General features: G+C 70.8%; 23 protein-coding genes. 16 read left to right on the plus strand and 7 right to left on the minus strand.

All coding sequences use genetic code 11. The features are described 5' to 3' along the window. Nucleotides 1-103 precede the first annotated feature (103 nt). From FB600_RS13660 to FB600_RS13680, 5 genes are all read right to left on the minus strand, one after another. Nucleotides 104-2,440: a xanthine dehydrogenase family protein molybdopterin-binding subunit gene (locus FB600_RS13660; RefSeq protein WP_145756894.1), complete on the minus strand. Its 2,337-nt coding sequence runs from the start codon at nt 2,438-2,440 to the stop codon at nt 104-106. Nucleotides 2,441-2,679: 239 nt separating this feature from the next. Beyond that, a complete protein-coding gene (locus FB600_RS13665; RefSeq protein ID WP_096750637.1) occupies nt 2,680-3,330 on the minus strand; it encodes an isochorismatase family protein in 651 nt (216 codons plus the stop codon). Between the two features lie 21 nt (nt 3,331-3,351). Continuing rightward, nucleotides 3,352-4,392 carry a 2,5-dihydroxypyridine 5,6-dioxygenase gene (locus FB600_RS13670; protein WP_096749386.1) on the minus strand — a complete coding sequence of 347 codons (1,041 nt, stop codon included), beginning with the start codon at nt 4,390-4,392 and terminating at the stop codon, nt 3,352-3,354. 17 nt (nt 4,393-4,409) lie between these two features. Further along, the gene (locus tag FB600_RS13675) at nt 4,410-5,255 is read right to left on the minus strand and encodes an alpha/beta fold hydrolase (protein ID WP_098181161.1); all 846 of its coding nucleotides are present in this window, start codon (nt 5,253-5,255) and stop codon (nt 4,410-4,412) included. Nucleotides 5,256-5,269: 14 nt separating this feature from the next. After that, nucleotides 5,270-6,022, minus strand: coding sequence for an Asp/Glu racemase (locus FB600_RS13680; protein ID WP_013697294.1), 753 nt, complete (start codon nt 6,020-6,022; stop codon nt 5,270-5,272). A gap of 329 nt (nt 6,023-6,351) precedes the next feature. Here FB600_RS13680 and FB600_RS13685 point away from each other — a divergent pair, with 329 nt between their 5' ends. The 12 genes from FB600_RS13685 to FB600_RS13745 all read left to right on the plus strand — a co-directional run bounded on the left by FB600_RS13685 (nt 6,352) and on the right by FB600_RS13745 (nt 19,019). Continuing rightward, on the plus strand, nt 6,352-7,503 hold the full coding sequence (locus tag FB600_RS13685; protein ID WP_105859001.1) for an FAD-dependent monooxygenase: 1,152 nt from the start codon (nt 6,352-6,354) through the stop codon (nt 7,501-7,503). Nucleotides 7,504-7,695: 192 nt separating this feature from the next. Further along, entirely contained in the window at nt 7,696-8,199 is a 504-nt protein-coding gene (locus FB600_RS13690) for a (2Fe-2S)-binding protein (RefSeq protein WP_096749383.1), read from the plus strand. Next, entirely contained in the window at nt 8,189-10,711 is a 2,523-nt protein-coding gene (locus FB600_RS13695) for a c-type cytochrome (protein WP_145756893.1), read from the plus strand. Before FB600_RS13690 ends, FB600_RS13695 begins: the two co-directional genes overlap by 11 nt. After that, a complete protein-coding gene (locus tag FB600_RS13700; protein ID WP_096749381.1) occupies nt 10,708-10,923 on the plus strand; it encodes a hypothetical protein in 216 nt (71 codons plus the stop codon). The genes FB600_RS13695 and FB600_RS13700 overlap by 4 nt, the downstream gene beginning before the upstream one ends. Before the next feature lie 144 nt (nt 10,924-11,067). After that, nucleotides 11,068-11,340: a hypothetical protein gene (locus FB600_RS13705; protein WP_017921582.1), complete on the plus strand. Its 273-nt coding sequence runs from the start codon at nt 11,068-11,070 to the stop codon at nt 11,338-11,340. A 492-nt stretch (nt 11,341-11,832) separates the two neighbouring features. Beyond that, entirely contained in the window at nt 11,833-13,146 is a 1,314-nt protein-coding gene (locus FB600_RS13715; protein WP_096749380.1) for an Nramp family divalent metal transporter, read from the plus strand. A gap of 429 nt (nt 13,147-13,575) precedes the next feature. Then, entirely contained in the window at nt 13,576-14,949 is a 1,374-nt protein-coding gene (locus FB600_RS13720; protein ID WP_145756892.1) for a cysteine--tRNA ligase, read from the plus strand. Further along, nucleotides 14,943-15,542 carry a 6-pyruvoyl trahydropterin synthase family protein gene (locus tag FB600_RS13725; protein ID WP_096749378.1) on the plus strand — a complete coding sequence of 200 codons (600 nt, stop codon included), beginning with the start codon at nt 14,943-14,945 and terminating at the stop codon, nt 15,540-15,542. The genes FB600_RS13720 and FB600_RS13725 overlap by 7 nt, the downstream gene beginning before the upstream one ends. 31 nt (nt 15,543-15,573) lie before the next feature. Further along, complete coding sequence (ykgO, locus tag FB600_RS13730; RefSeq protein ID WP_096749377.1) at nt 15,574-15,723, plus strand: type B 50S ribosomal protein L36; 150 nt, start codon at nt 15,574-15,576, stop codon at nt 15,721-15,723. Between the two features lie 10 nt (nt 15,724-15,733). Further along, complete coding sequence (locus FB600_RS13735; protein WP_013697304.1) at nt 15,734-16,294, plus strand: carbonate dehydratase; 561 nt, start codon at nt 15,734-15,736, stop codon at nt 16,292-16,294. Nucleotides 16,295-16,334: 40 nt separating this feature from the next. Continuing rightward, complete coding sequence (locus FB600_RS13740) at nt 16,335-17,717, plus strand: dihydroorotase (protein WP_096749375.1); 1,383 nt, start codon at nt 16,335-16,337, stop codon at nt 17,715-17,717. Between the two features lie 183 nt (nt 17,718-17,900). Next, a complete protein-coding gene (locus FB600_RS13745) occupies nt 17,901-19,019 on the plus strand; it encodes an NAD(P)/FAD-dependent oxidoreductase (protein WP_096749374.1) in 1,119 nt (372 codons plus the stop codon). 58 nt (nt 19,020-19,077) lie between these two features. Here the strand turns inward: FB600_RS13745 and FB600_RS13750 are convergent, their stop codons facing one another. After that, a complete protein-coding gene (locus FB600_RS13750) occupies nt 19,078-20,076 on the minus strand; it encodes a LysR family transcriptional regulator (RefSeq protein ID WP_098154283.1) in 999 nt (332 codons plus the stop codon). Nucleotides 20,077-20,202: 126 nt separating this feature from the next. On the opposite strand from FB600_RS13750, the gene FB600_RS13755 reads away from it, so the two are divergent. Beyond that, nucleotides 20,203-21,369: a mandelate racemase/muconate lactonizing enzyme family protein gene (locus FB600_RS13755; RefSeq protein WP_145756891.1), complete on the plus strand. Its 1,167-nt coding sequence runs from the start codon at nt 20,203-20,205 to the stop codon at nt 21,367-21,369. A 166-nt stretch (nt 21,370-21,535) separates the two neighbouring features. Next, entirely contained in the window at nt 21,536-22,897 is a 1,362-nt protein-coding gene (gene dctA, locus FB600_RS13760) for a C4-dicarboxylate transporter DctA (protein WP_145756890.1), read from the plus strand. Between the two features lie 119 nt (nt 22,898-23,016). Here dctA and FB600_RS13765 read toward each other — a convergent pair whose 3' ends face one another. Continuing rightward, nucleotides 23,017-23,934 carry a LysR family transcriptional regulator gene (locus FB600_RS13765; protein ID WP_096749370.1) on the minus strand — a complete coding sequence of 306 codons (918 nt, stop codon included), beginning with the start codon at nt 23,932-23,934 and terminating at the stop codon, nt 23,017-23,019. Between the two features lie 145 nt (nt 23,935-24,079). On the opposite strand from FB600_RS13765, the gene FB600_RS13770 reads away from it, so the two are divergent. Together FB600_RS13770 and FB600_RS13775 are read left to right on the plus strand one after the other, a co-directional pair. Continuing rightward, nucleotides 24,080-24,784 (plus strand): SDR family NAD(P)-dependent oxidoreductase, encoded by a 705-nt coding sequence (locus tag FB600_RS13770; protein WP_098154281.1) that lies wholly within the window; start codon nt 24,080-24,082, stop codon nt 24,782-24,784. Nucleotides 24,785-24,900: 116 nt separating this feature from the next. After that, nucleotides 24,901-25,458, plus strand: coding sequence for a carboxymuconolactone decarboxylase family protein (locus tag FB600_RS13775; RefSeq protein WP_145756889.1), 558 nt, complete (start codon nt 24,901-24,903; stop codon nt 25,456-25,458).

The following is a 25,458-nucleotide window of genomic DNA, read 5'->3' on the forward strand; positions in this document are numbered from 1 at the left end:
CATGTTTCGCGGCGCTTGCCTGCGTTCGCCGGCCTCGGGCGGCATCAATCGACGCCAGCCACGCCAGGCAGCACCGACCGGCGCCTGACGGCGCGCGGCGTGCTCAGGCACGCTCCGGCGCCGACGCTTCCAGCAGGCGGCCGGCGGCGCGCAATCCTTCCCTCACCGTCTCCGCATTGAAAGGCGGCGCGTACAGGCGCACGCCGGTCGCGTCGAAGATCGCATTGGCGAGCGCGGCCGGCCCCGGCACCGAGGCCGATTCGCCCGCGCCGAGCGGCGGCTCGCCCTGGCGCGGCATCAGCACCACGTCCACGGCGGGCAGCTCGGGGAAGGTCAGGATCGGGTAGCTGGCCCATTCGCGCGTGGCCACCTTCCCGTCCACGAAGCGCACGCGCTCCTTCAGCGAGCGGCTCAGCACCTGGATCACGTTGCCGTGGATCTGGTGGCGCACGCCGTAGGGGTTGATCATGGTGCCGGTGTCCTGGCCGACCGTCACGCGCTCCACCCGTATCTCGCCCGTCACGCGATCCACCAGCAGCTCGACGATCCAGGCCGACCAGGCCGCGCCGAAGCCGGGGAAGCGGCTGTGCACGTAGCGCGCGTAGGCGATGCCGCGTCCGCGCGCGAGCCGCGCCTCGTCGGGCCTCGCCTGCGGCCGCGACACCCAGCCGGCGCGCTGCGCCACCGCCTGCAGCAACTCGGCCGCGCGCGTGTCGGCCAGGTGGCGCAGCCGGAATTCCAGCGGATCGACGCCGGCCAGCGCCGCGCATTCGTCGGCGAAGGCATCGTGGGCGAAGGAATTCGGTAGCGCGGACACGCCGCGAAACCACGAGGAACGCACCAGCGGCGCGAGGTCGTCGCAGACGAAGCGCCGGTTCGGGCTCTCGTAGGGCGATACCGCGGTGCGATCGCCCATCTCGAACACGCGCGGCTCGGCGCAGATCGTGCCGGTCAGCAGCGAGGCCAGCAGCGGCGCGTCGTTGGACGGGTAGCGGGTGGCGAAATCGTAACCGAGCAGGCGGCCGTCGCGGCTCACGGTGCCGGTGATCGAGACCACCTGGCCGGTGCCCTTGGGCTCCCACAGATGTTCGTCGGCGCGCGTGAGCTGCACGCGCACCGGGCGGCCGACCGCGCGCGAGAGCAGCAGCGCATCGCCGCAGACGTCGTCGGCGCCGTTGCGGCCGTAGCAGCCGGCCGCTTCCATGCGCACGATGTCGAGATCGGCCTCGTCGCGGCCGACCAGGGTGGCGAGGTCGTAGCGCAGCGTGACGGGGTTCTGCGTGCCGGACCACACGGTGATGCGGCCTGCTCCCGCGGCGCGGTAGTCGGCCAGTGCGCAGGACGGGCCGATCGAGCCGTGCAACTGGTAGGGCCAGACGTAGGTGCGCGAGAGGGTGGTCGCGCCGGGCGTGTCGCGCGCCGCCTCGACATCGCCTTGCTCCAGCAGCGGGCGGCGCGTGGCCGGCGCGGCCTCGATCGCCGCGCGCGGATCGTCGAGCGAGGGCAGCGGCGGCAGCGGATGCCAGCGCACGCGCAGCTCGCGCGCCGCGCGCATCGCCTGTTCCTCGCGCTCGGCCACCACGCCGACGAAATCGCCCAGCGTCACCACCGCGACGATGCCGGGCAGATGGGCGATCGACTCGCGCTCGACGCCGGCGAGCAGGCGGCCGACGAAGGGGCCGCTGTCCAGTCCGCTGTAGGGCGGACGGATCACGCGGCCATGCAGCATGCCGGGCACGCGCATGTCGTGCACGAAGGTGAGCTGGCCGGTGGCCTTGGCGGGCAGGTCGACGCGCGGCGACGAGCGGCCGATCACGCGGTAGCGCGATGGGTCCTTGACGGGCGTGTCGAGGTCGAGCTCCAGCGCGAGGCGCTGGCCGCGGACCAGTTCCGCGAAGCTCAGGCGCCGGCTTGCGTCGATCGGGCTGCCGCGCTGATCCTTGCCATCGCCATCGCCATCGCCATCGCCATCGCCATCGCCATCGCCATCGACGATCGAAACGACACCGCCGTCGCTCGCGAGCCGTTCGAGCGGCACGCCCAGGCGCGCGGCGGCCAGTTCGAGCAGCTTGCGGCGCGCCTGGGCAGCCGCCGCGCGCAAGGGCTTGGCGGAGATCTGGATGGTCGCGCTGGCGATCGTCGGGCCCTGGTTCGGTGTCGCCGCCGTGTCGCCTAGCAGCATCTCGACCTGGGACGGCAGCAGGTCCAGTTCCTCGGCGACGATCTGGCCCAGCGAGGTGCGGATGCCGGTGCCGAGGTCGACGTGACCGTTGAAGGCGAGCACGCGGCCGTCGTCGAGGATCGCGACGAACACCTCGGGCACCTCGGGCGTGTACGAGGACAGGCTGCCGGGCTGGCCCGGGGCGGGCTTGACGGGGGGCACGGGGCGCCGGATCACGCTCAGGCAGCCGTCGCGGGCAAGCAGTTCGGAGCGGTTCACGGGCATCGGTTCCGCGAGGAGGGAGGAGCGCCGGACGACGGGGCGCGAGGCGCGCCGGCATCCGGCAATCTAGTCGGCCAAAACGCGCCGGTCAATCTTGCGGGCAAGTCGGGCCGGTGAATCGAGCCGATGAATCGAGCCGGTCAATTCAGTCCCGGCAGCCTTCGCCCGCTTGCCGTCGCCGGGCCAGCGCCAGGCGAGCCGGAGCGGCGAGGGCGAATGCGGCTTCGACCTCGACCTCAGCGCGCCGCCTGCACCGCCTCGATCGCGGCGATCGCCTCGTCGAGCGGCATCACGGCCGCGTACTTCTGCGCCATGTCGAACAGGTTGGCCTCGTGCGGGGCGATCGCGCGGTCGCCCACGCAGTCGGACAGCACGAAGGGCCGGAAGCCGAACGACATCGCGTCCACCACGCTGGCGCGCACGCAGCCGCTGGTCACCGCGCCGGCCACCAGCAGGGTGCGCACCGCGCGCTGGGTGAGCCAGGGCGCGAGCTGGGTGCCGAAGAAGGCCGAGGGCACCTGCTTGCGCACCACCAGCTCGCCGGCCGCGGGCGTGAGCTCGGGGACGATCTGGCTGTTCGGGTGATCCTCGGTGAGGGTGGCCATGCCGGGTACCTTCAGCGAGAACACGTTGTCGTCGCTGCCGTCCTCGGCATAGACGATGCGGCTGTGCGCGACCGGCCAGCCGCGTTCGCGCGCGATCGACAGCGCCTGGCGCGTGCGCGCGATCGCGGCAGGGATGTTGCCGCCGCCGAAGGTGGCGGGATCGGCGAAGCCGACCACCAGGTCGATGATCAGCAGGCCGATGTTGCCGGCCGGCGGCAGCGGCGTGCCGAAACCCTGCTGGCGGTAGACGCCGGCTTCGGCGTGGCGGGACAGTGTATCGATGGTGCTCATGCGCGGGCCTCGTCAGGCGGGTTGGTCGAGCACGCGCCCGTCGCGCACCACGACGTCGTCGTCGAGCTGCACGGTGCAGTGGCGCAGGGGAATGTCGATATGGCAGGTGGTGGTGCGATCGCCGCCGCCCTCGTTGTTCGGGCCGAGCGAGAACAGGAAATTGCCCTCGAAGGCGCGCGCGTCCATGCCGATGGTGGCCTCGCGATCGTAGAGGCCCAGCGTGGACCAGCGCGCGCGCGGCTGCAGCCCCCAGCCGATATGCGAGATCGCATAACCTTCGGGATCCTGGAAGGTCTCCATGTAGTCGCGCAGCAGCGCGGCATCCACGCCGCCCTCGATACGGGTGGCGTAACCGCCTTCCACCGTCAGCACGATCGGCTCGGACACATAGTGCTTCTGCGGCAGCAGGATGTCGCCGCGATCGATCACGATGGTGCCCTGCGCGCCACGGTCGTTCGGGAAGGTCAGCGCGAAGCCGCTCGGCCAGTGGTCCCAGCGGCCCGGCTCGTCGACGTAGCCGTATTCGGCGGTCGGCCCGAAATCGCCGAGCGGGCAGACCAGCGCGGTGCCGGCCGGCGAGCTGACGCGCATCTCGCGCGCGGCCGAGATCTTCGCGGCGGCGGCCAGCACGCGCGTGCGGTCGCCCTCGGTGGGCACCAGGCGCGCCAGCACCTCGGGCGGCTCGACGGCCAGCAGGATCTTGGTGCCGGACTTCAGGATGTCGTGCTGCTCCGGGGAGAACAGCAGGGTCATCAGGTCGAGCACCAGGTCGCTGGCCTTCAGGGCCGCGATCGCGGCGCGGTTGCCGGTCAGCGGCGTGGTGCCGAGATAGGCCAGCGAATCGCGGCTGAAGGCCTTCTCGCCGTTTACGGGCGGCAGGTCCAGGCGGTTCACGATGGCGCCCATCTGCTGGGTGGCGATCAGCGCGCAGGACAGCGTCTGCGGATGGGTGGAGGAGCTGGTGAGGATCGTCACGGTCTGCCCCGCCTCGAGGCGCGACAGCGTCAGCACGCGCTTCCACGCGTCGATCAATTGGAAATCGCTAATCGGCATGTTCGGCTCCGTTCGAATCAGGCAGCGGCCGCGGCGGGCACCAGCGGCGCGCCGAGGAAATCGCCGAAGGCCGCGTAGAAGCCGGCCGCGTTGTCCCAGGGAATCATGTGGCCGGCGGCCGGCACGCGCACATGGCGCATCGCCGGGGTGGCGCGCTGCAGCTCGGCCACGTCCTCGTCGCGCACCACGTCGCCGCGCTCGGCGGTGATCAGCAGCGAGCTCACGCGCAGCCGCGCCGCGTCGGCATGGAAATCGTCCTGGTGGAAACCTTCGTAGGAGGCCAGCACGGCGCGCTCGTCGCAGGTGTGCAGCCATTCGGCGCGCAAGCGCAGTTCCTCGTCGGTCCAGCTCGGGCAGAAGGCGCGCATGCCCTCGGCGTCGGTGCCGGCACGCGCCAGCGCCATCGAGTCGACGTACCAGGGCAGCTTGCCCGGATAGTCGCGGCGGCCCGGCCCCGAGACGGGCGGATCGACCAGCACCACCGATTCGAGGGCCGCCTCGATCCGCAGCGCGGCGCGCGCGGCGATGCGCGCGCCCATCGAATGGCCGACCAGCGCGTAACGTTCGAGTTTCAGCGCCGCGGCCAGCGCGGCCACGTCGGCGGCCTGCGCGTCGAGGCTGTAGTCGAGCGTGTCCGAGGCGGAGGACAGGCCGCGGCCGCGCACATCGATCACATAGGTGTCGAAGCGCGCGCCGAACACCTCGCCGACGAAACCCCAGGTGATGGCCGGGCTGGTGATGCCGGGAATCAGGATCACGGCGGGCCGCGCGGCGCGCTCGCCGCTCGCGCCGCCGTAGCGCAGGTAGTGCTGGCGGATGCCGTTGGCGTGGACGTTGGCGCCGTACAGGAAGGTGGAGCTCATGATGGCGGCCTCGCTCAGTAAGCGCCCGACAGCAGCGCGCCGGCGCCCGGCACGATCGGCTCGAGATCGAGTTCGCGCAGGATCGAGTAGGTGGTGGCGATCGCGGCGGTGATCACCGGCTTGCCCGTCATCGCCTCGACCTTGGCCACCGCCGGCAGCGAGGGCATCTGCACGCAGGCCGACAGCACGATCGCGTCGGCGTCCTGGTAGGGCAGGCTCTTGACGATCTCGGGCAGGCGCGCCGGATCGTGGCGGCCGACGTCGAGGTTGTCGGGGATCTCGAGCGCGCGCCAGGCGATCACTTCATAACCCTCGTGGCCGATGTAGTCGACCACCAGCTCGGTGAGCGGCTTCATGTAGGGCGCGACCACCACGATCTTCTTCGCGCCGATCACCTTCAGCGCGTCGACCAGCGCGCCCGCGCTGGTCAGCACCGGTGCCTTGGCGCCGTTCTCGGCGGTGTGGCGCGTCAGGCGTTCCTGCGAAACGCGGTGGTAGCCGCGGCCCATCGCCATGATCGCCACCAGGCAGGCGTAGCCGAGCACGTCGACGCGCGCGTCCGACAGCTCGAGCGCGCAGCGATCGGATTCGGCATCCATCGCGGCCAGTTCTTCCTTGACCACCTTCTTCATGCGCATGCGGCTCGAATGGAAGGTGAAGCGCTCCGGGCGGATCGCCTCGCGCAGCCGCAGCATCGCGGGGATCTCGGTTTCCATGGTGGTGTTCGAGCTCGGCACGATCTGGCCGATGCGGAAGGTGCGGGTCATCAGGGGCTCCTGGGCTGCGAATGGATGGCGGCGGATTGGCGTCGGGCGGCGTCGCGTTGATGCCGGCATCGGCGCCGGGCGATCGCCGGATCTGAGGCAAAGTCTAGCGTGTACATTTGAATATCACAACGTCTCAAAAATGCCGGAGGCTTAAGGGTAATCCCTTTGATTGCCGATTATTCGATCGATTTTGGTGCGGGCGGCGTGCCCGGATACGGTGCGAAAATTTTTGCTTGTGCGAATATTTTGCAGTGTGTACGCTAGATTTCAACGTAACCAGCGCCGTGGCCGACCGTCCCCGCCGCCGGCGCTCAGATGAGGAGATTCCGATGAAGCAACCCCGTATCGCGATCGTGGGCGCCGGCCTCGGCGGCACCGCCGCCGCCGCGCTGCTGCAGCGCAGCGGCTACGACGTGCGGCTCTACGAGCAGGCGCCGTCGTTCTCGCGGCTCGGCGCCGGCATCCACCTCGGCCCGAACGTGATGAAGATCATGCGCAGGATCGGCTGCGAGGACGCGCTGAACGCGATGGGTTCGCATCCGGATTTCTGGTACAGCCGCGACGGCATCACGGCCGAGGTCATGTCGCAGATCCCGCTCGGCGATTTCGCGCTGAAGACCTACGGCGCGAGCTACCTGACCGTGCATCGCGGCGATTTCCACGCGCTGATGACCCAGGCCGTGGCGCCGGGCACCATCGCCTTCGGCCGCAAGCTCACGGCGATCGAGGACACCGGCAGCGAGGTGCGCCTCACTTTCGACGACGGCACGGTGGAGACGGCCGATATCGCGATCGGCGCGGACGGCGTGAATTCGCGGCTGCGCGAGCACCTGCTCGGCGCCGAGCCGCCGCGCTACACCGGTTACGTGGCGCATCGCGCGGTGTTCCCGGCCTCGCTGCTCGACAACAAGCCCTACGACATGTGCGTGAAGTGGTGGTCGGGAGACCGCCACATGATGGTCTACTACGTCACCGAGAAGCGCGACGAGTATTACTACGTGACGGGCGTGCCGCAGGCCGAGTGGCCGGCCGGCGTGTCGATGGTCGACAGCAGCCGCGAGGAGATGCGCGAGGCCTTCGACGGTTTCCATCCCGACATCCAGCATTTGATCGACGTCTCGCCCTCGATCACCAAGTGGCCGCTGCTCGAACGCGACCCGCTGCCGCTCTGGAGCCGCGGCCGGCTGGTGCTGCTCGGCGACGCCTGCCACCCGATGAAGCCCCACATGGCGCAGGGCGCGGCGATGGCGATCGAGGACGCGGCGATGCTCGCGCGCTGCCTCGACGAGGTCGGCATCGCCGACTACGCGAACGCCTTCGCGCTCTACGAGGCGAACCGCGCGGCGCGCGCCTCGAAGGTGCAGCTGGTCTCGCACAACAACACCTGGCTGCGCACCAACGAGGACCCGGCCTGGGTGTTCGCCTATGATGTGTTCGGCGTGCCGCTGGAGGCACCGAGCCGCGAGCCGGTGGCCGGCTGAGGCGGTTGCGCGGCAAGGGGCGCTGGCCGGGCGCCCCGCGGAACGAGGGGGCGGCGAGGTCTGACGGAAGTTCGAGGCCGCCCCGCCGGAATTTCGGCGAGGTATAACGGAATCGCGCGGCCTGCGCCGCGCGGAGTTGCCTGCCGGCTCGCGCGTCTGCCACGCGCGTCGGCCTATTGAATCGAGTCTGTCATGTCGCATTCCGGCCATCCTGCGGGGCCGCTCACGCTCCGCGTCAACGGCGAGGCGCGCAGCGTCCCCGACGCCGCGCCCGACACGCCCCTGCTGCTGATCCTGCGTAACGATTTCGCCCTGAACGGCCCGAAGTACGGCTGCGGGCTCGGCCAATGCGGCGCCTGCACGGTGCTGGTCGATGGCCAGGCAACGCGTTCCTGCGTGGTGCCGGCCGGCGCCGCGAGCGGGCGCGAGGTCACCACGCTCGAAGGGCTCGGCACGCCCGAGGCGCTGCATCCGATCCAGCGTGCCTTCATCGAGGAGCAGGCCGCGCAATGCGGCTACTGCCTGAACGGCATGATCATGAGCGCCAAGGCCCTGCTCGATCGCGAGCCGGCGCCCGACGACGCGGCGATCCGCGAGGCGCTGCGTTTCAATCTGTGCCGCTGCGGCACCCATCTCGAGATCGTGCGCGCCGTGCAGCGCGCGGCACGTTATCTGCAAGCCGACCATGAAGCCTGATCGCGCGGTGAACCAAGCCGAGTCGACGGCGCTGGCCGAGGCGCGCGAGGCGCCGGCGGCAAGCCTGGCGGCGCGGGGCGGGCACGAGGCGGGCCGGGAGGCCGAGGTGGCCTCGCGGCGCCATGCCGAATACGGCTGGCCGACCGGCACGCCGGGCGTGAGCGCGATGCTCGAGGTCGAGGCGGGGATCTCGGAGCAGGGGCGGCTCGCGAGCTGGCGCTACCGGGCGCGCCTGTCGACGGCGAGCGGCGAGGCGCGTTCGCGGCCGGTGCCGGTATCGGGCGAGGCGCCTGCTCATGGGGATTCTGGCGCGTATGGCGCGTATGGCGGGCGCGCCTTGCCCTTCGTCTATCGGCACGCCGAGGCGCGCATCGAGGTGGAGGATCCCGCGTTCGCGATTCCGGCGCATGCGCATGTGTTCGCGCGCGAATCGGGTCTCGACGAATGCGCGGCCGAGTTGCGCGCCGATCCCGTCGAACTGCGCCTGCGCCATCTCGATCCGGTCGCCGACGCGGGCGCGCAGGCGGTGATCCGCATGGTGAGCGAGCGGGCCCGATGGCAGGCGCCGGCGATTGCCGTGCCGGCCTCGTCCTGGTTGCGCGGACGCGGTTTCGCGTTCGACGGGCGGCGCGTCGAGGCGGATCGGGCCGAGCAGGGCGCGCCGGGCGCCGCGTCGCTCGACGCGCGTCCGGACTGGAGCGCCTGGGTGGTCGACATCGAGGTCGATCCGGCCAGCGGCGATGTCGCGCTGCGTCGCGTGGTGGCCGGGCAGGGCGCCGGCGAGCCGGGCCCCGACGGCCTGCCGCGTGGCTCCGGCGTGGCGGCCGCGCAGGTCGAGGCCACCGTGGCGCGCCTGCTCGGCGTGCAGCATGCCGCGCGCCATGCCTTCGACGAGAGCGCCGGTGAAGGTGGCGCAGGCGGCGACGCGCTCGCCTACGAACTCACGCGCGCCGGCCAGGCCACGAGCGAGCTGGCGGCCGCGCCGGACCTCGCCTCGCTGGACCCGGCCGAACGCGCGCGGCTAGAACGGGCCGCCGCGCCCGCGGCGGCGGCGATCGCGAATGCGCTCTACGACGCCACCGGCGTGCGCTTTCGCGCGCCGCCCTTCGACGCGCGCACGGTGCGCGAGGCGCTGGCCACGCACCAGGCGCGCGCCGCGATGGCGGCGCGGCAACCCACGGCTGCGCAGCGCTGGCGGCGCTGGCTGAAGGGCGGCGGCATCGGCGGCGTGGTGGGCGGGCTGATCGGCCTGGCCGGCGCGATGCTGCCGGGCCCCGCGCCGATCGCGCCGATCCCGGCCGGCTCGGCGGGCGGCGCCCAGGTCTGGAGCGCCGAGACGCTCGAGCGCGGCCGCCTGGTGGCGATCGCCGGCGACTGCGCGGTCTGCCACACGGCGCCGGGCGGCAAGCCCAACGCGGGCGGCTTCCCGCTCGAAACGCCGTTCGGCACGATCTATTCGACCAATCTCACGCCCGATGCCGAGACCGGTATCGGCAACTGGTCCTACCCGGCCTTCGCGCGCGCCATGCGTGAGGGCATCTCGCGCGACGGCCATCATCTCTACCCGGCTTTTCCGTACACGGCTTTCGCCAGGCTCAGCGAGCCCGACATGCTCGCGCTGTATGCCTACCTGATGTCCCAGCCGGCGGTGAAGGCGGCGGCGCCGCCCACGCGCCTGCCGTTCCCGATGAACCAGCGGCGCCTGGTGGCCGGCTGGAACTGGCTTTATCACGACGACACGCCCTATGTGCCGGATCCGGCGCGCTCGGCGCAGTGGAACCGCGGCAAGTACCTGGTCGATGGTGCCGGCCATTGCAGCGCCTGCCATTCGCCGCGCAACGCGCTGGGCGCCGAGAAGGGCGGTTTCGCCTACCTGAGCGGCGGCCAGGCCGAGGGCTGGGACGCGCCGGCGCTGGTCGCCGCCTCGCACGCGGCGCCGGTGCCCTGGACCGAGGACGCGCTGTTCCGCTACCTGCGCACCGGCTTCTCGCCCGAGCACGGCGTGGCGGCCGGGCCGATGGCGCCGGTGGTGGCGGGGCTGGCCGAGCTGCCCGAGGGCGACGTGCGCGCGATCGCGCATTACCTCGCCTCGCTGTCGCCCTCGGTCGACGCGCAGGCGGCTTCGGCCGCCGCCGCGTCGCGCGCCGGCGGCGCGGAGCTGGTCTCGACGCTCGGCATGGAGAACGGGCGGCGCGCCTTCGATGCGGCCTGCGCGGTCTGCCACGCGGAATCGGGCGGTGTCGGCCACTTCGGCGTGCGCCCGCTGATGGGCCTCAACACCAGCGTGAGCCATGCCAATCCCGACAACCTGCTGCGCGTGCTGCAGAACGGCATCGCCCAGCCGGCCACCGCCGCGCTCGGCTACATGCCGGCCTTCCGCGACGAATTCGACGATCGCCAGATGGCCGAGCTGGCCGCCTACATCCGCAAGCGATACGCGCCGGACCAGCCGGCCTGGCGCGATCTGGAAGCGGCCTCGGCGCGGATCCGCGCGCAGGGAGCGGGGCATTGAACGCGCTCGAGGCCTTCCTCGCGCGCCGGCATGTGTCGATCGGGCTGTACCTGGGCGGCAGCACGCCGCCCGAGATCGCCGCGTCGATCGTCGCCGACCTGACCGCGCGCCGGCATCGCGTGCCGGTGGCCGGCTTGCGCGACGTCGAGGCGGGCAAGGCCGCCCGCGCCGCGCCGGATTGCTCGGGTGGGTCGGGGCCTTCGGGCTCTTAAGCGCGCCTTAATCCAGGGCCCCTAGCATGCCGATAGCGGTGACCGGTCGAAGCTGTCGAGCGGCGCCGCCAGCGCGCCCCGACGCGCCGGCATGCCGGCCCTGGCGCGCGCCCATCGACCAGCCCCTTGCCGCGACGGTGCGCCATGATCAAGCACTTCAACTACACGCTCGGCGACGAGACGATTTCCCTGTGTGCCAGCTTCGGCGCCGGCCCGGCCCTGCGCCGCGTGCTGGTGAGCCGAGCCGATTCGATGGAGACCCTGGTGGTGCTCGATGCGCGCGGTTTCTCCGGCATGCTGAAGCTGGTGACCGAGGCGCCCGAGGGGCTGCTGGACGATGCGATCCGCAAGGTCGAGGACGAGCAACTGGTCGAGCGCGCGATTCGTGGTCGCGCGATCGTCGAGGCGCAGCTCTGAGTTCGGCGCCGCGCGGCGCGCGGGTTGGCTCAGGCGGCGGGGTTCGTCCCGTCGCCCGCCGGGTCGCCCTGCGCCAGCAGCCAGTCGAGCAGTTGCCCGACGATCGGTGATCGCGAAGGCCCGGCCACGCGTGACAACCACCAGGTCGTGCCGGGCAGGCGCGGCTGGCTCGCGCCCGCGTTCGCGTCGCGTGCGGCACGGCGGGCACCGTCATGCGAGCCGCGACCTGGGGCGACAGGTTCGCATCGCGGCGGCGGCCTGACGCGCCGGCAAGGGGGCGCTCGTCGCGGTGGCGGCCCGACGCGTTGACCCGGGCCGGCTCGTCGCGTCGGTGGCTCGAGAGCTCTTGGCCCAGGCTCGCCCTCGGCGGCGCCGGGAGGGGACGAGAATAGGGCGGCGTCGTTCGCGGCGCACGATCCCGGCCGGATCTTTCCGGCCTCAGTACAATGCACGGGTTCCGCCGTGCCGCCCCCTTTTTCTCGCCCGCCCCCAATGCCGCTGCCGACCATCCCGACCGCCCCGTTCTGTCCCGCCGAAGTGAAGGGCAGCATCACCATCGACGCCCGCGCGCCGTGGTCCCAGAAGCTGCGCCGCTTCGCCGGCCCCGGCCTGCTGGTGGCGATCGGCTACATGGACCCGGGCAACTGGGCGACCGACATCCAGGCCGGCTCCGAATTCGGCTATTCGCTGCTGTGGGTGGTGGCCTTCTCGAGCCTGGCGGCGATCTTCCTGCAGATGCTGGCCGCGCGGCTCGGCCTGGTGACCGGGCGCGACCTCGCGCAGGCCAGCTACGAACGCTACGGCCCGTTCGGCAAGTGGCTGCAATGGGTCACCGCCGAGATCTCGATCATTGCCTGCGACATCGCCGAGGTGCTGGGCTGCGCGCTGGCCTTCAAGCTGCTGCTGGGCGTGCCACTGGCCTGGGGCATCGTGCTGACCGCGCTCGACACGGTGATCGTGCTGGGCCTGCAGGGCAAGGGCTTCCGGCAGATCGAGGCGATCGTGCTGGGCCTGATCGGCACCATGGCGTGCTGCTTTGTGGCGCAGGTGGCGATGGTGCCGCCCGACTGGCACGCGGTGGCCGCGGGCCTGGTGCCGGGCAACCCGGGCCATGACAGCAAGGACGCGATCGTGCTGGCGCTGGGCATCGTCGGCGCGACCATCATGCCGCACAACCTCTACCTGCATTCCTCGGTGGTCCAGACTCGCCGCGTCACCGGCGGCGAGCGCGGCCAGTTTCGCGACACGCTGGCGATGGTGCGCGTCGATACCTGGGTGTCGCTGCTGGTGGCGATGTGCGTGAACGCGGCGATCCTGATCCTGGCCGGTTCGGCCTTCCACGCGGCGGGGCATACCGGCGTGGCCGACATCGAGCAGGCCTACCAGCTGATCACGCCGCTGGTGGGCGGCGGCGCGGCGATCCTGTTCGGCATCGCGCTGCTGGCTTCCGGGCAAAGTTCGACGCTGACCGGCACGATCGCCGGGCAGGTGATCATGGACGGTTTCCTGCAAGTGAAGATTCCCTGCTACCAGCGTCGCCTGATCACGCGCGGGCTGGCCCTGGTGCCGGCGCTGATCGGCGTGCTGGTGCTCGGCGACGGCTCGGTCGGCAAGCTGCTGGTGTGGAGCCAGGTGCTGCTGAGCCTGCAACTGCCGTTCGCGATGTGGCCGCTGATCCGCTCGGTCAGCGACCGCCGGCTGATGCAGGACAACGCGATCGGCCTGCCCGCGCGCCTGTTCGCCTGGCTGCTGTTCGCCGTGATCACCGGCACCAACCTGCTGCTGGTGACGGGCGTGGTGGGCTGAGCGGCCGGCGCCGGGCGGGTTTTGCTTCCTTTGGCGAGGTAAGGCCCGACGATGCCGTCGATTTGTTTCCCATGTATTGATTGAGGCTCGGCTGGCCGGGCGCCCCTTGCCGTGCTCCGCTTGTGAATTGATACGTTATATCGTAACATCGCCTCTCGCCGGCACATCGCGGTCGAGTTCGTAGCGAGACGCCATTTGCCCGGCGGTCTTTGTCGCCGCACGTGCCGCATCCAATGCGCCCGCCGGCAGCCATGCCCGAGGCAGCGCGTCCATTCCTGGACCGATTCCGTGCGGGCCACCTCAATCCTTGCAGAGACATGTCGGCATGAATCCCGCTCGCACAATTATTTCGTTTTCCGAAATGACGACGAGGCATGCCGACTCGGAAAGCGCAGCCGCGCAAGCTTCGCGTCCACGGGAGATGCCCGCATGAACGCGCCGATCCAGCTCTACAACACGCTCACGCGCGAAAAGTCGCCGCTGCGCACGCCGGTGCCGGGACGAGTGACCCTCTATGTCGGCGGCCCGACCCTGCACGACCATGCGCACCTGGGCAACGTGCGCCCGGCAGTGGTGTTCGACGTGCTCGCCCGGCTGCTGCGCCTGCACTACCCGGACGTGCTCCATGTCGGCCGGCTGGCCGATGTCGACGACCGCATCCACGCGGCCGCGCTCGCCGCCGGCGAGTCCGTCGAGGCCTTCACCGCGCGTTATCGCGACGCCTGGCGCGAGGACCTCGACGCGCTCGGCGTGCTCGCGCCCGACGTCGAACCTCGCGCGAGCGAGCAGGTGGCGGGCGTGGTCGAGCAGTCCGCGCGCCTGCTGGAGCGCGGCCATGCCTACATCGAGGCCGGGCACGTGCTGTTCCACGTGCCCTCGTATCCCGGTCATGGCCGGCTTTGCGGCCGCCCGGTGGAGGACATGATCGCGCTGGCGCGCGGCGAACCCGTGCCGCGCCGGCGCCATCCGCTCGATTTCGTGCTCTGGAAGCCGGCCGAGCATGGCTTCCCGGCATGGCCCAGCCCCTGGGGCGCCGGGCGGCCCGGCTGGCATGCGCAATCCACCGCAGTGCTGGAGCGCGAGCTGGGCCGCGAGATCGATATCCATGGCGGCGGGCAGGACCTGATCCATCCGCATCACGAGAACGAGATCGCGCAGCTCGCCTGCGCGAACGGCATGCCGCCGAGCCGGACCTGGCTGCACAACGCCTTCCTGACCGTGAACTGGCAGAAGATGTCGAAGCCGCTGCGCAACGTGGTGACGCTGCGAGAGCTGCGCGAGCGCGCGCCCGGCGAGGCGATCCGGCTCGCCCTGCTGTCGGTGCATTACCGGCAGCCGCTGAACTGGAACCTGCAGCGCCTGTCCTCGGCGCGGCGCACGCTCACGCGCGGCTACCACGTGCTGGCGGCGGCGCGCGACACACGCGTCGACACCGAGGTGGAACCCGACGAAGCGGTGCTGGCCGCGCTGCGCAACGACCTCAACGTGCCGGCCGCGCTGGTGCGGCTCAACGGTCTGCTGGCCGCCGTCGACGGCGCGGCGACCGAATCCGCCCGGATCCGCGCGAAGTCGCGCTTGCTGGCTTCCGCGCGGCCGCTCGGCCTGCTGCAGCGCGCGCCCGAATCGGCCCTGCGTGAACTCGGCGCCGAGGCCGTGCCGCGCGAACGCGCGCGGCGCGCGCCGGCCGATGAATTCGACCTCGAACCGGCAGCCGCCGTCGAGGCGGATCCGGAAGCCCGCGCCGACGACACCGCCGGCGGCCTGCGCCGCCCCCGCTTCGCGACCCAGGGCGCACGATGCTGATCCGCAAGCTGTTCCGCTTCGAGAGCGCGCATATCGTGCGCGGCTGCACCACGCGGCGTTGCGCGAGCTCGGTGCATGGCCATTCCTATCGCGTCGAACTGCTGCTCGAGGCCCACGCGTTCGACCACGGCCAGATGGTCTACGACTTCGGCCTGCTCAAGCACGAGGCGCGCGAGCTGATCGACGGCTTCGACCACGCGGTCGCGCTCTGGCGCCACGACGATGCCGACTACCTCGCCGCGATGCGCCGCCATTCCGAGCGCTGGGTGCTGCTGCCCGTCTCGCCGAGCGCCGAGCAGTTCTCGCGCCTGTTGTTCCGCCTGATCGACACGCTGCTCGGCGCGACCGACATGGCCAATGGCGAGGCCGACGTGCAACTGCACTCGGTGATCGTCCACGAGACCGAGACCGGCTACGCGCAGTGCTTTCGCGCCGACGCCGTGAACCCGAGGATGGGGCCGATCGATCTTCGGGACATCGAATTTTCCCCGGCGATCCGCGGGGAATGGCGCGATCCCGCGCTGCTGGCGCGGCTCGCGCGCGGCGAGCGGATCGCCAATCCAGGGCCGGTCGCGCCGACGCCGGCGTACTGAGCCCATCCTCTCATCCAACGGAGCCCGAGACATGCAAGTCCTGTCCTCGCTGAAGGAAGCGAAACAACGCGATCGCAACTGCCAGGTGGTGCGCCGCCGCGGACGCATCTACGTGATCTGCAAGACCAATCCGCGTTTCAAGGCGCGCCAGGGCGGCGCCCGCAACCAGCACAAGGGTTGAGCTTCCGCACATGATCCGCAAGAACCCGCGCGGCGACCTGCCGCGAATCCATCCCGACGCCTTCGTCGATCCGACCGCCGTGCTCTGCGGCCTGGTGATCGTCGAGGCGAACGTCTTCATCGGGCCTTACGCGGTGATCCGCGCCGACGAGATCGACGCGAACGGCCATATCGAGCCGATCGTGATCGGCGCGCACTCGAACATCCAGGACGGCGTGGTGATCCACTCGAAGTCGGGCGCGCGCGTGAGCATCGGCCAGCGCACCTCGATCGCGCACCGGGCCATCGTGCATGGCCCCTGCGAGATCGGCGACGGCGTGTTCATCGGCTTCAACAGCGTGCTGTTCAACTGCGTGGTGGGCGACCGCTGCGTGGTGCGCTACAACGCGGTGGTGGACGGCTGCCGGCTGCCGCCGCATTTCCACGTGCCTTCCACCGAGCGCATCGGACCCGAGACGGATCTCGAGGCCTATCCGCAGGTCACGCCCGACGCGAGCGAATTCTCCGAGGACGTCGCGCGCACCAACAACGAACTCGTGCATGGCTACAAACACATTCAGAACGAATTCTGAGGCGACCGATGCGCATCACGCGACAAGGCGGAGGAGCGGCATGAGCGGCACCCTCGAACAGGACGAATTCGACGCTCGCCTCGCTCGGCGCCATGCCGACCTGCTGGTGACGGGCGGCACGGTGCTCACGCCGGGCGGCGAGGCCGGCATCGACATCGCCTGCCTGGACGGCCGGATCGTCGCGCTCGGCGAGCTGTCCCGGCGCTGGAGCGCCGAGACGCGGCTCGCGGCCGACGGCCTGCACGTGCTGCCGGGCGTGATCGACACCCAGGTGCATTTCCGCGACCCGGGCCTGACCCACAAGGAGACGCTCGAGGCCGGTACGCGCGGCGCCGTGCTCGGCGGCGTGACGGCGGTGTTCGAGATGCCCAACACCCAGCCGCTCACGCTGGAGGCCTCGGACCTGCGCGACAAGCTGCAGCTCGCGCGCGGCCGGGCCTGGTGCGATCACGCCTTCTACCTCGGCGGCTCGGCGCTCAATGCCGAGCGGCTCGCGGTGCTGGAGACGCTGCCCGGCTGCGCCGGCGTGAAGGTGTTCATGGGCAGTTCGTTCGGCAACCTGCTGGCCGACGAGGATAGCGTGCTGCGCCGCATCGTGCGCAACGGCCGGCGTCGCATGGCCGTGCACGCCGAGGACGAGGCGCGGCTGCGCGAGCGGCGCGCGCTGGTGGAAGCCAGCCGCGACGTGCGCGACCATCCGCGCTGGCGCGATCCGGAAAGCGCCTTGCTGGCGACCCGCCGGGTGGTCGGCATGGCCGCCGAGACGGGCCGCAAGCTGCACGTGCTGCATGTGACCACCGCCGAGGAGATGGCCTTTCTCGCGCAGCACAAGCGGCGCGTCAGCGTCGAGGTCACGCCGCACCACCTGACGCTCGACGCGCCGGCCTGCTACGAGCGGCTCGGCAGCCTCGCGCAGATGAATCCGCCGGTGCGCGACGCCTACCATCGCGAGGCGCTGTGGCAGGCGGTGCGCGACGGCGTGGTGGACGTGATCGGCAGCGATCACGCGCCGCACACGCGCGAGGAAAAGGCGCGACCCTATCCCGATTCGCCGAGCGGCATGACCGGCGTGCAGACCCTGCTGCCGTTGATGCTCGACCACGTCGCGCTCGGCCGCCTGAGCCTGCAGCGCCTGGTCGACCTGACCAGCGCGGGGCCGGCGCGGCTGTTCGGCATCGAGGGCAAGGGGCGCATCGCGCTGGGCTACGACGCCGACCTGACGATCGTCGACCTGGCCGCGCGCCGCATGATCGGCAACGACTGGATCGCCAGCGTCTCGGGCTGGACGCCGTACGACGGCGTCTGGTGCCGCGGCTGGCCGATCTCGACGGTGCTGCGCGGCCGGCCGGTGATGCGCGACGGCGAACTGCAGGGCCAGCCTTCGGGCGTGCCGCTGACCTTCCTCGACATCGTGCCGGGCTGAAGCCTGCCGGCGCGCAGCAGCCGGCGCCGCCGTCTTCCTGGCGCGAAGCTTGCGGGATGCGATGCGCGAGCGTGCCGGTGGAGAGGCTACGCTATGCTGCGGTTTCCTCATGTCGTGTCGTGTCGGATCGCGCGCCGGTCGGCGCGACGAACACGGCACCGATCGAGCCAGGAGACCGAGCAGATGACGGACAGCGTGGAGTGCGTGGTGATCGGCGCCGGCGTGGTGGGCCTCGCGGTGGCGCGCGCCTGCGCGCGGCGCGGCTGGGAGACGGTGATCGTCGAGTCGGAAGCGATGATCGGCACCGGCACCAGCTCGCGCAACAGCGAGGTGATCCACGCCGGGATCTATTACGCGGCCGGTTCGCTGAAGGCGCGTCTGTGCGTGGCGGGCAAGCAGCAGCTCTATGCCTATTGCGAGGCCGGCGGCGTGCCGCATCGGCGCTGCGGCAAGCTGATCGTCGCGACCGACGCGGCGCAGCGCGACGCGCTCGACGCGATCGAGGCGGCCGCGCGCGCCAACGGCGTGACCGACCTGCGCCGCCTGGACGCCGCTCGGGCGCGTGCGCTGGAACCCTCGCTGCACTGCGTGGCCGCGCTCGAATCGCCCTCGACGGGCATTGTCGACAGCCATGCGCTGATGCTCGCGCTGCTCGGCGACGCCGAGCGCGCCGGCGCGATGATCGCCTATCGCTCGCCGGTGAGCGGCGGCGAGATCCTGCGCGAGGCCGGCGGCCCGCTGATCGAGCTGGAGGTGGGCGGCGACGAGCCGATGACGATACGCGCGCGCCGCGTGATCAACGCGGCCGGCCTGCATGCGCAGGCGGTGGCGCGTGCCTTGCGGGGCCTGCCCGCCGACACGATCCCGCGCGAGCGCTACGCCAAGGGCAATTACTACTCGCTGGCGGGGCGCGCGCCGTTCTCGCGGCTGATCTACCCGGTGCCGGAGCCCGGCGGGCTCGGCGTGCACCTGACGCTGGACCTGGCCAACCAGGCGCGTTTCGGCCCCGACGTGGAATGGGTCGACGGCATCGACTACCGCGTCGACCCGGCCCGCGCCGAGCGCTTCTACGCGGCGATCCGGCGCTACTGGCCGGCGCTGCCCGACCAGTCCCTGCAACCCGCCTACTCGGGCATCCGCCCCAAGCTCGACACGCCCGATGCCGACTTCGTGATCCAGGGCGCCGGCGTGCACGGCGTGGCGGGGCTGGTGAACCTGTACGGCATCGAATCGCCGGGGCTGACCGCCTCGCTGGCGATCGCCGACGAGGTGCTGGCGCGCCTGGACGAGGCGGCCGGCTGAGCGCGACGAGCCCGGCCTCGCCACGCGGGCTGCCCGTTGCCGACTCGGCGGGCGTCCCTCAAGCTTCCTCGTTTGAACCCGTCGCGGCCCGGCGCCGGCGCGCCGATCTGGCGGGCGCCTGCGCGGCCAGCGTCGCCGCCTGCGCGACGTCGACGGGGATGAAGGGCGCCTGGAAGTGGTCGACCAGGAAGTCGATGAAGGCGCGCGAGCGCGTGCTCTGCTTGCGCTGCCCGGGATAGTAGACATAGAGGTCGGCCGAGGGCAGCACCACCTCGGGCAGCACCAGCCTGAGGCGCCCGCTCTGCAGGTACTTGGCGAGATCCCATTCGGAGCGGATCAGGATGCCGTGGCCGTCGAGCGCCCAGCGCAGCACGATGTCGCCGTCGTTGCTCGACAGCGAGCCGTTCACCTTCAGCGCCTCCAGGTGATCGTCCTGGATGAAGTTCCAGACGCCATGGGCATCGTCGTTCTGGCTGTGGATGATGCAGCGATGCGCGACCAGTTCCTCCTTGCGCAGCGGCGTGCCGGCGCGCTCCAGGTACTTCGGCGAGGCGCACAGGAAGCGCCGGTTGCTCATCAGGCGGCGCGCGCGCAGCCGGCCGTCGGGCAGCTCGCCGAAGCGGATCGCCATGTCGAAACCGCCCTCGACCAGGTCGACCGGCTTGTCGGTCACCACGAACTGCACGTCCACGTGCGGGTAGCGCTTGGCGAACTCGGAAACCAGCGGTGCGATGGTGGTGCGACCGAAACCCAGGGTGGCGTTCACGCGCAGGCGCCCGTGCGGATCGGCCGGCGTGCCGGCGATCGCATCCTCCATCTCGCGCACCTGCTCCAGGATGCGCGCCGCGTAGCGCGCGTAGGTCTCGCCCTCGGGCGTGAGGCTGATGCTGCGCGTGGTGCGGTTCACCAGCCGCGCGCCCAGGCGCGCCTCCAGGATGCCGAGCCGCTTGGTGGCCGCCGGCGGCGTGAGCCCCATCGAGCGCGCCGCGCCCGACAGGCTCCCGAGCTTGGCCAGCTGGACGAAGAACGCGAAGTCGGAGGTGATGTCGGTTTTCACTTCTGGTGAAAGGTGAAATGAATTTCGGTGAATTCTAGCGCCGCTCGACACGACTAAGCTAGACCCCGTTGCCGCATGGTTTGCGTGCCGGAACACCGAGAATTCGTGTCACCAGGAGACACCCGCATGAGAATCGTAGAAATCCGCGAAAAGACCGTCCCGATCAGCTCGCCCATCCGCAATGCCTACATCGATTTCAGCAAGATGACGCTGAGCCTGGTGGCGGTGATCACCGACGTGATCCGCGACGGCAAGCCGGTGGTCGGCTACGGCTTCAATTCGAACGGCCGCTACGGCCAGGGCACGCTGATGCGCGAGCGCTTCATCCCGCGCCTGCTCGAGGCCGCCCCGGCCTCGCTGGTGGACGACGCCGGCACCAATCTCGATCCGCACAGGATCTGGGCCACCCTGTTCCAGAACGAGAAGCCGGGCGGCCATGGCGAGCGCTCGGTGGCGATCGGCACCATCGACATGGCCGTGTGGGACGCGGTGGCGAAGATCGAGGGCAAGCCGCTGTTCCAGTTGCTGGCCGATCGCTACGGCGACGGCCAGCCCGATCGCAGGATCTTCGTCTACGCGGCGGGCGGGTATTACTACCCGGGCCAGGACCACGGCAAGCTCAAGGACGAGATGCGCAGCTATCTCGACCGCGGCTACACGGTGGTCAAGAAGAAGATCGGCGGCGCCTCGCTCGACGAGGACCTGCGCCGCATCGACTCGATCCTCAGCGTGCTCGGCGACGGCCAGAAGCTGGCGGTGGACGCCAACGGCCGCTTCGATCTCGACACCGCGGTGCAGTACGCCAAGGCACTCTCGCAATACGACCTGTTCTGGTACGAGGAGCCGGGCGACCCGCTCGACTTCGAGCTGCAGGCCACGCTGCGCAACTACTACGCGAACCCGATGGCCACCGGCGAGGACCTGTTCTCGATGCAGGACGCGCGCAATCTGATCCGCTACGGCGGCATGCGCGCCGACCGCGACTGGCTGCAGTTCGACTGCGCGCTCAGCTACGGCCTGGTGGAGTACCTGCGCACGCTGGAGATGCTGCGCGAGCACGGCTGGTCGGCCAGGCGCTGCATCCCGCACGGCGGCCACCAGATGTCGCTGAACATCGCGGCGGGGCTCGGGCTGGGCGGCAACGAATCCTATCCGGACCTGTTCCAGCCTTACGGCGGCTTCCCCGACGGCGTGAAGGTCGACAACGGCTACATCACCATGCCGGAGCTGCCGGGCATCGGCTTCGAGGGCAAGTCGGACCTGATCGTCGAGATGCGCAAGCTGTCGGACTGAGCGCGGCAGGCAGTCCATCGCGGGGCCGCGTCCGACCACGCGGCCCCGCCGTTTCACTTCCAGAACAAGAAAGACTGGCGGATTCGCGTGCAGGGCCGCGACGAGACAGACGCGGCAGGCGCGCGTTCCGGTTCCCATCGGAAGACGGCATGCACAGGAGACAGACATGCTGGTATCGCGCATCCGGAAATCGCTTTCGCGCCTCTACGTGCAGGTGCTGATCGGTATCCTCGCCGGCGTCGTGGTCGGCCACTTCCTTCCCGATCTCGGCTCGCAGTTGAAGCCGCTCGGCGACCTCTTCATCAAGCTGATCCGCATGGCGCTCGCGCCGATCATCTTCGCCTCGGTGGTGGTCGGCATCGCGCGCATGAACGACCTGCACGAGGCGGGCCGCGTCGGCGTCAAGGCGCTGCTGTATTTCGAAGTGGCCTCGACGCTCGCGCTGCTGATCGGCCTGGTGATCGTCAATCTGGTGCGGCCCGGCAGCGGTATGAACATCGACCCGGCCACGCTCGACAGCGCCTCGATCGCCACCTACACGCACGCGGCCCAGCAGCACGGCATGCTCGAGTTCTTCATGAGCATCGTGCCGGGCAGCATCGTCGGCGCCTTCGCCAAGGGCGAGATCCTGCCGATCATCTTCTTCTCGGTGATCTTCGCGATCGCGCTGGCCAAGCTCGGGCCGCGCACCGCGCCGCTGGTCGACATGCTCGACATGTTCCTGCAGGGCATGTTCGGGGTGGTGCGCATCGTCATGTACGTCGCGCCGATCGGCGCCTTCGGCGGCATGGCCTTCACCATCGGCAAGTACGGCATCGGCACGCTGGCCTCGTTCGGCCAGCTGATGCTGTGCCTCTACCTGAGCTCGGTGCTGTTCGTGGCGCTCGGGCTCGGGCTGGCGATGCGCCTGTGCGGGCTGTCGCTGTGGAAATACCTCCGCTACATCAAGGACGAGATCCTGATCACGCTCGGCACCGCCTCGACCGAGGCGGTGCTGCCGCAGATGCTGCTGAAGATGGAGCGCATGGGCTGCTCGCGGCCGGTGGTCGGCATGGTGCTGCCGACCGGCTATACCTTCAACGCCGACGGCACGGCGATCTACCTGACGATGGCGGCGCTGTTCATCGCGCAGGCCATGAACCTCCACCTGTCGATCTGGGATCAGTTGCTGGTGCTGGGCGTGCTGCTGCTGAGCTCGAAGGGCTCGGCCGGCGTGGCGGGTGCCGGTTTCGTCGCGCTGGCCGCGACCCTGGCGACGATGCGGCAGATTCCCGTCTCGGGGCTGGTGCTGCTGCTCGGCGTCGATCGCTTCCTCAACGAGGCGCGCGCGGTCACCAACCTGATCGGCAACGGCGTGGCGACGGTGGTGGTGGCGCGCTGGGACGGCGCGCTCGACATGGACCGGGCGCGCGCGGTGCTCGATCGCACGCATCACGAGGCGCTGGCGCTGGAGACGCCGCGCGATGCACCGCCGGCCGATGCGCACGCGGGCGCGGGGCTGCCCTTGTCGGGGCCGGGCTTGGGTTGAGGGGGTTCGCGGGGCTTGCCCGTCGAGCGATCGAGGTAGCGGTGACGGGCGGCGAGGCGCTGCTCGTCGATGTGATCCGCGGATCGGAGCGGGGCTGTCGGGCCGGGGCTCGATCCGGCTCAGTCCGGCATCAGCCGCCGGCATTCGGCGAGCACGCGCTGGCGCAGCCAGCGATGCACGGGATCGGCCTCGAGACGCGGGTGCCACATCTGCGAGACGGTGATTCGCGCGGTCGCGACCGGCAGCTCGAACACATGCAGGCCGTCCTCGGCCGTGGCGCCGCGATGAACCAGGAACGAGGCCGGCACCAGCGACACCAGGTCGGTGCCGCGCGCGATCGCCAGCGCGGCCGGGAAGCCCGGCACCACCGCCACGATCGCGCGTTGCAGGCCGAGCTCGGCCAGCGCGTCGTCGACGGGGCCGCGCGGGTCCTCGTGACGCGAGGCGACCACATGCCCGAAGCCGGCATAAGCCTCGGCGCTGACCACGTCCTCGCGAGCCAGCGCATGCCCCTGCCTGACCACGCCCACGAAACGATCGCGGAACAGCGCCTGCAGGCGCACTTCCGGCCCCATCTCGCCGAGCACGCCGATCTCGAGTTCGGCCGAGCCGTCGCGCAGCGCCGCGGCGCTCTTCGAGGGCTTGGCGGTGAAGCGCAGTCGCAGATGCGGCGCCTCGGCCGCGGCGGCCGCGACCAGGGCCGCGCCGAAGGCCTCGACGAAACCCTCGTTGCTGCGGATCGTCAGGGTGCGGCGCAGCGAGGCCAGGTCCAGGTCGGCGCCGGCGGGGCGCAGCACGGCCAGGGCTTCGTGCAGGGTGTCGCGGGTGCGTGAGCGGATCGCCTCGGCATGCGGGGTGAGCAGCATCTGGCGCCCGGCGCGCACCAGCAGCGGGTCGCCGGTGGCCTCGCGCAGCCGCGTCAGCGTGCGGCTCATCGCCGAGGCGCTCAGGCCGAGCCGTCGCGCGGCGCCGGCCACGCTGGCCTCGGCCAGCAGGGCGTCGAGCGCGACGAGGAGATTGAGGTCGGAATCGGCCATGCGCGGATCCTAGCATGGGCATTCCGACATGGCGTCCGCTGCAACCCATCCCTGCACGCCGCGCGCCTTCCGCCCGGCCGGGCCGCTCGCTACATTGCCTGCATCGGCCGACGATGGCGTCGGCCGGCTTGCCAGGACATCCCACATGACACATTCCCATTCCCAAGCGACCGCGCTGATCGTCGGGGCCTCGCGCGGCCTCGGTTTCGCCCTGGTCGATCAATACCTGCAACGCGGCTGGCGCGTGATCGCCACCGGCCGCGCCAGCTCGCTGGGCGCGCTGCGCCGGCGTGCCGAGCGCGCCGGCGGCCTGCTCGAGGTCGAGACCGTCGACATCACCGTGCCCGAGCAGGTCGAGGCCTTGCATCGGCGGCTCGCCGGGCGCCGACTCGAGCTGCTGTTCGTCAACGCGGGCGTGAAGAACGACGACGGCGAGACGATCGCCGATGTCTCCACCGAGGAGTTCGTGCGCGTGATGGTGACCAACGCACTGAGCCCGATGCGCGTGATCGAGCGTTTCGAATCCCTGGTGACGGCCGCGGGCACGATCGGCCTGATGTCATCGGGGCAGGGCAGCGTGGCCAACAACGAGAACGGCAACTACGAGGTCTACCGCGCCAGCAAGGCCGCGCTGAACATGCTGATGCGCAGCTTCGCGGCGCGCCATGCCGGCGATGCGCGCACGCTGCTGCTGATGGCGCCGGGCTGGGTGCGCACTGACATGGGCGGCCCGCAGGCGCGCCTGGGCATCGACGAGAGCATCCCGAGGCTGGTCGACACGATCGCGGCGAACGCCGGGCGCCCGGGCCTGCAATACCTCGACTACCAGGGGCGCGTGGTGCCGTGGTGAGCGATGCCGCGGCGGCCCGGCGATGACATCCGATGTAATTGGCGCGTCGCGCGGGCGCGCATAGTCTGGCCGGGTCGCGCTGCCATTCCGGCGGCGCGCGTCGACCCGGAGCCATCATGTCGCTTTATCCCGTCCATACGATCGAATCCGCCCCCGCGCAATCTCAGCCGGTGCTGCGCCAGTTGCAGCAGGCCTTCGGCCTGATCCCGAACGTGGCCGCCACCATGGCGGCCTCGCCGGTGCTGATCCGCGGCTTCATCGGCCTGTTCGAGCAGGTGCATGCGAGCAGCCTCACCGAGCCGCAGATCCAGGTGCTGCTGCTGACCAACGCGGTGGTCAATGCCAGCGCCTGGCCGGTGGCCTTCCATACCGTGCTGGCCATGCAGCAGGGCGTGGCGCCCGCCGACGTCGAGGCGATCCGGCGCGGCGAGCTGCCCGAGGACCCGCGGCTCGCCGCGCTCTCGGCGCTGGCGCGCAAGCTGATCGAGCGGCGCGGCCGCCTGCCCGAGGCGGATCGCGAGGCCTTCCTCGCGGCCGGCTTCGGCGCGCCGCAGGTGCTGGAGGTGGTCGCCGTGGTGGCGGCCTCGACCATCACCAACTACAGTTGCGGCGTGACGCGGCCGCCGCTCGAGGCACAATTCGAGGCTTACGCCTGGCAGGCACCGGCGGTTTGA

It is taken from the genome of Burkholderia sp. SJZ089 (genome assembly GCF_007828315.1).
In the GTDB taxonomy this organism is placed as follows: domain Bacteria; phylum Pseudomonadota; class Gammaproteobacteria; order Burkholderiales; family Burkholderiaceae; genus Burkholderia; species Burkholderia gladioli.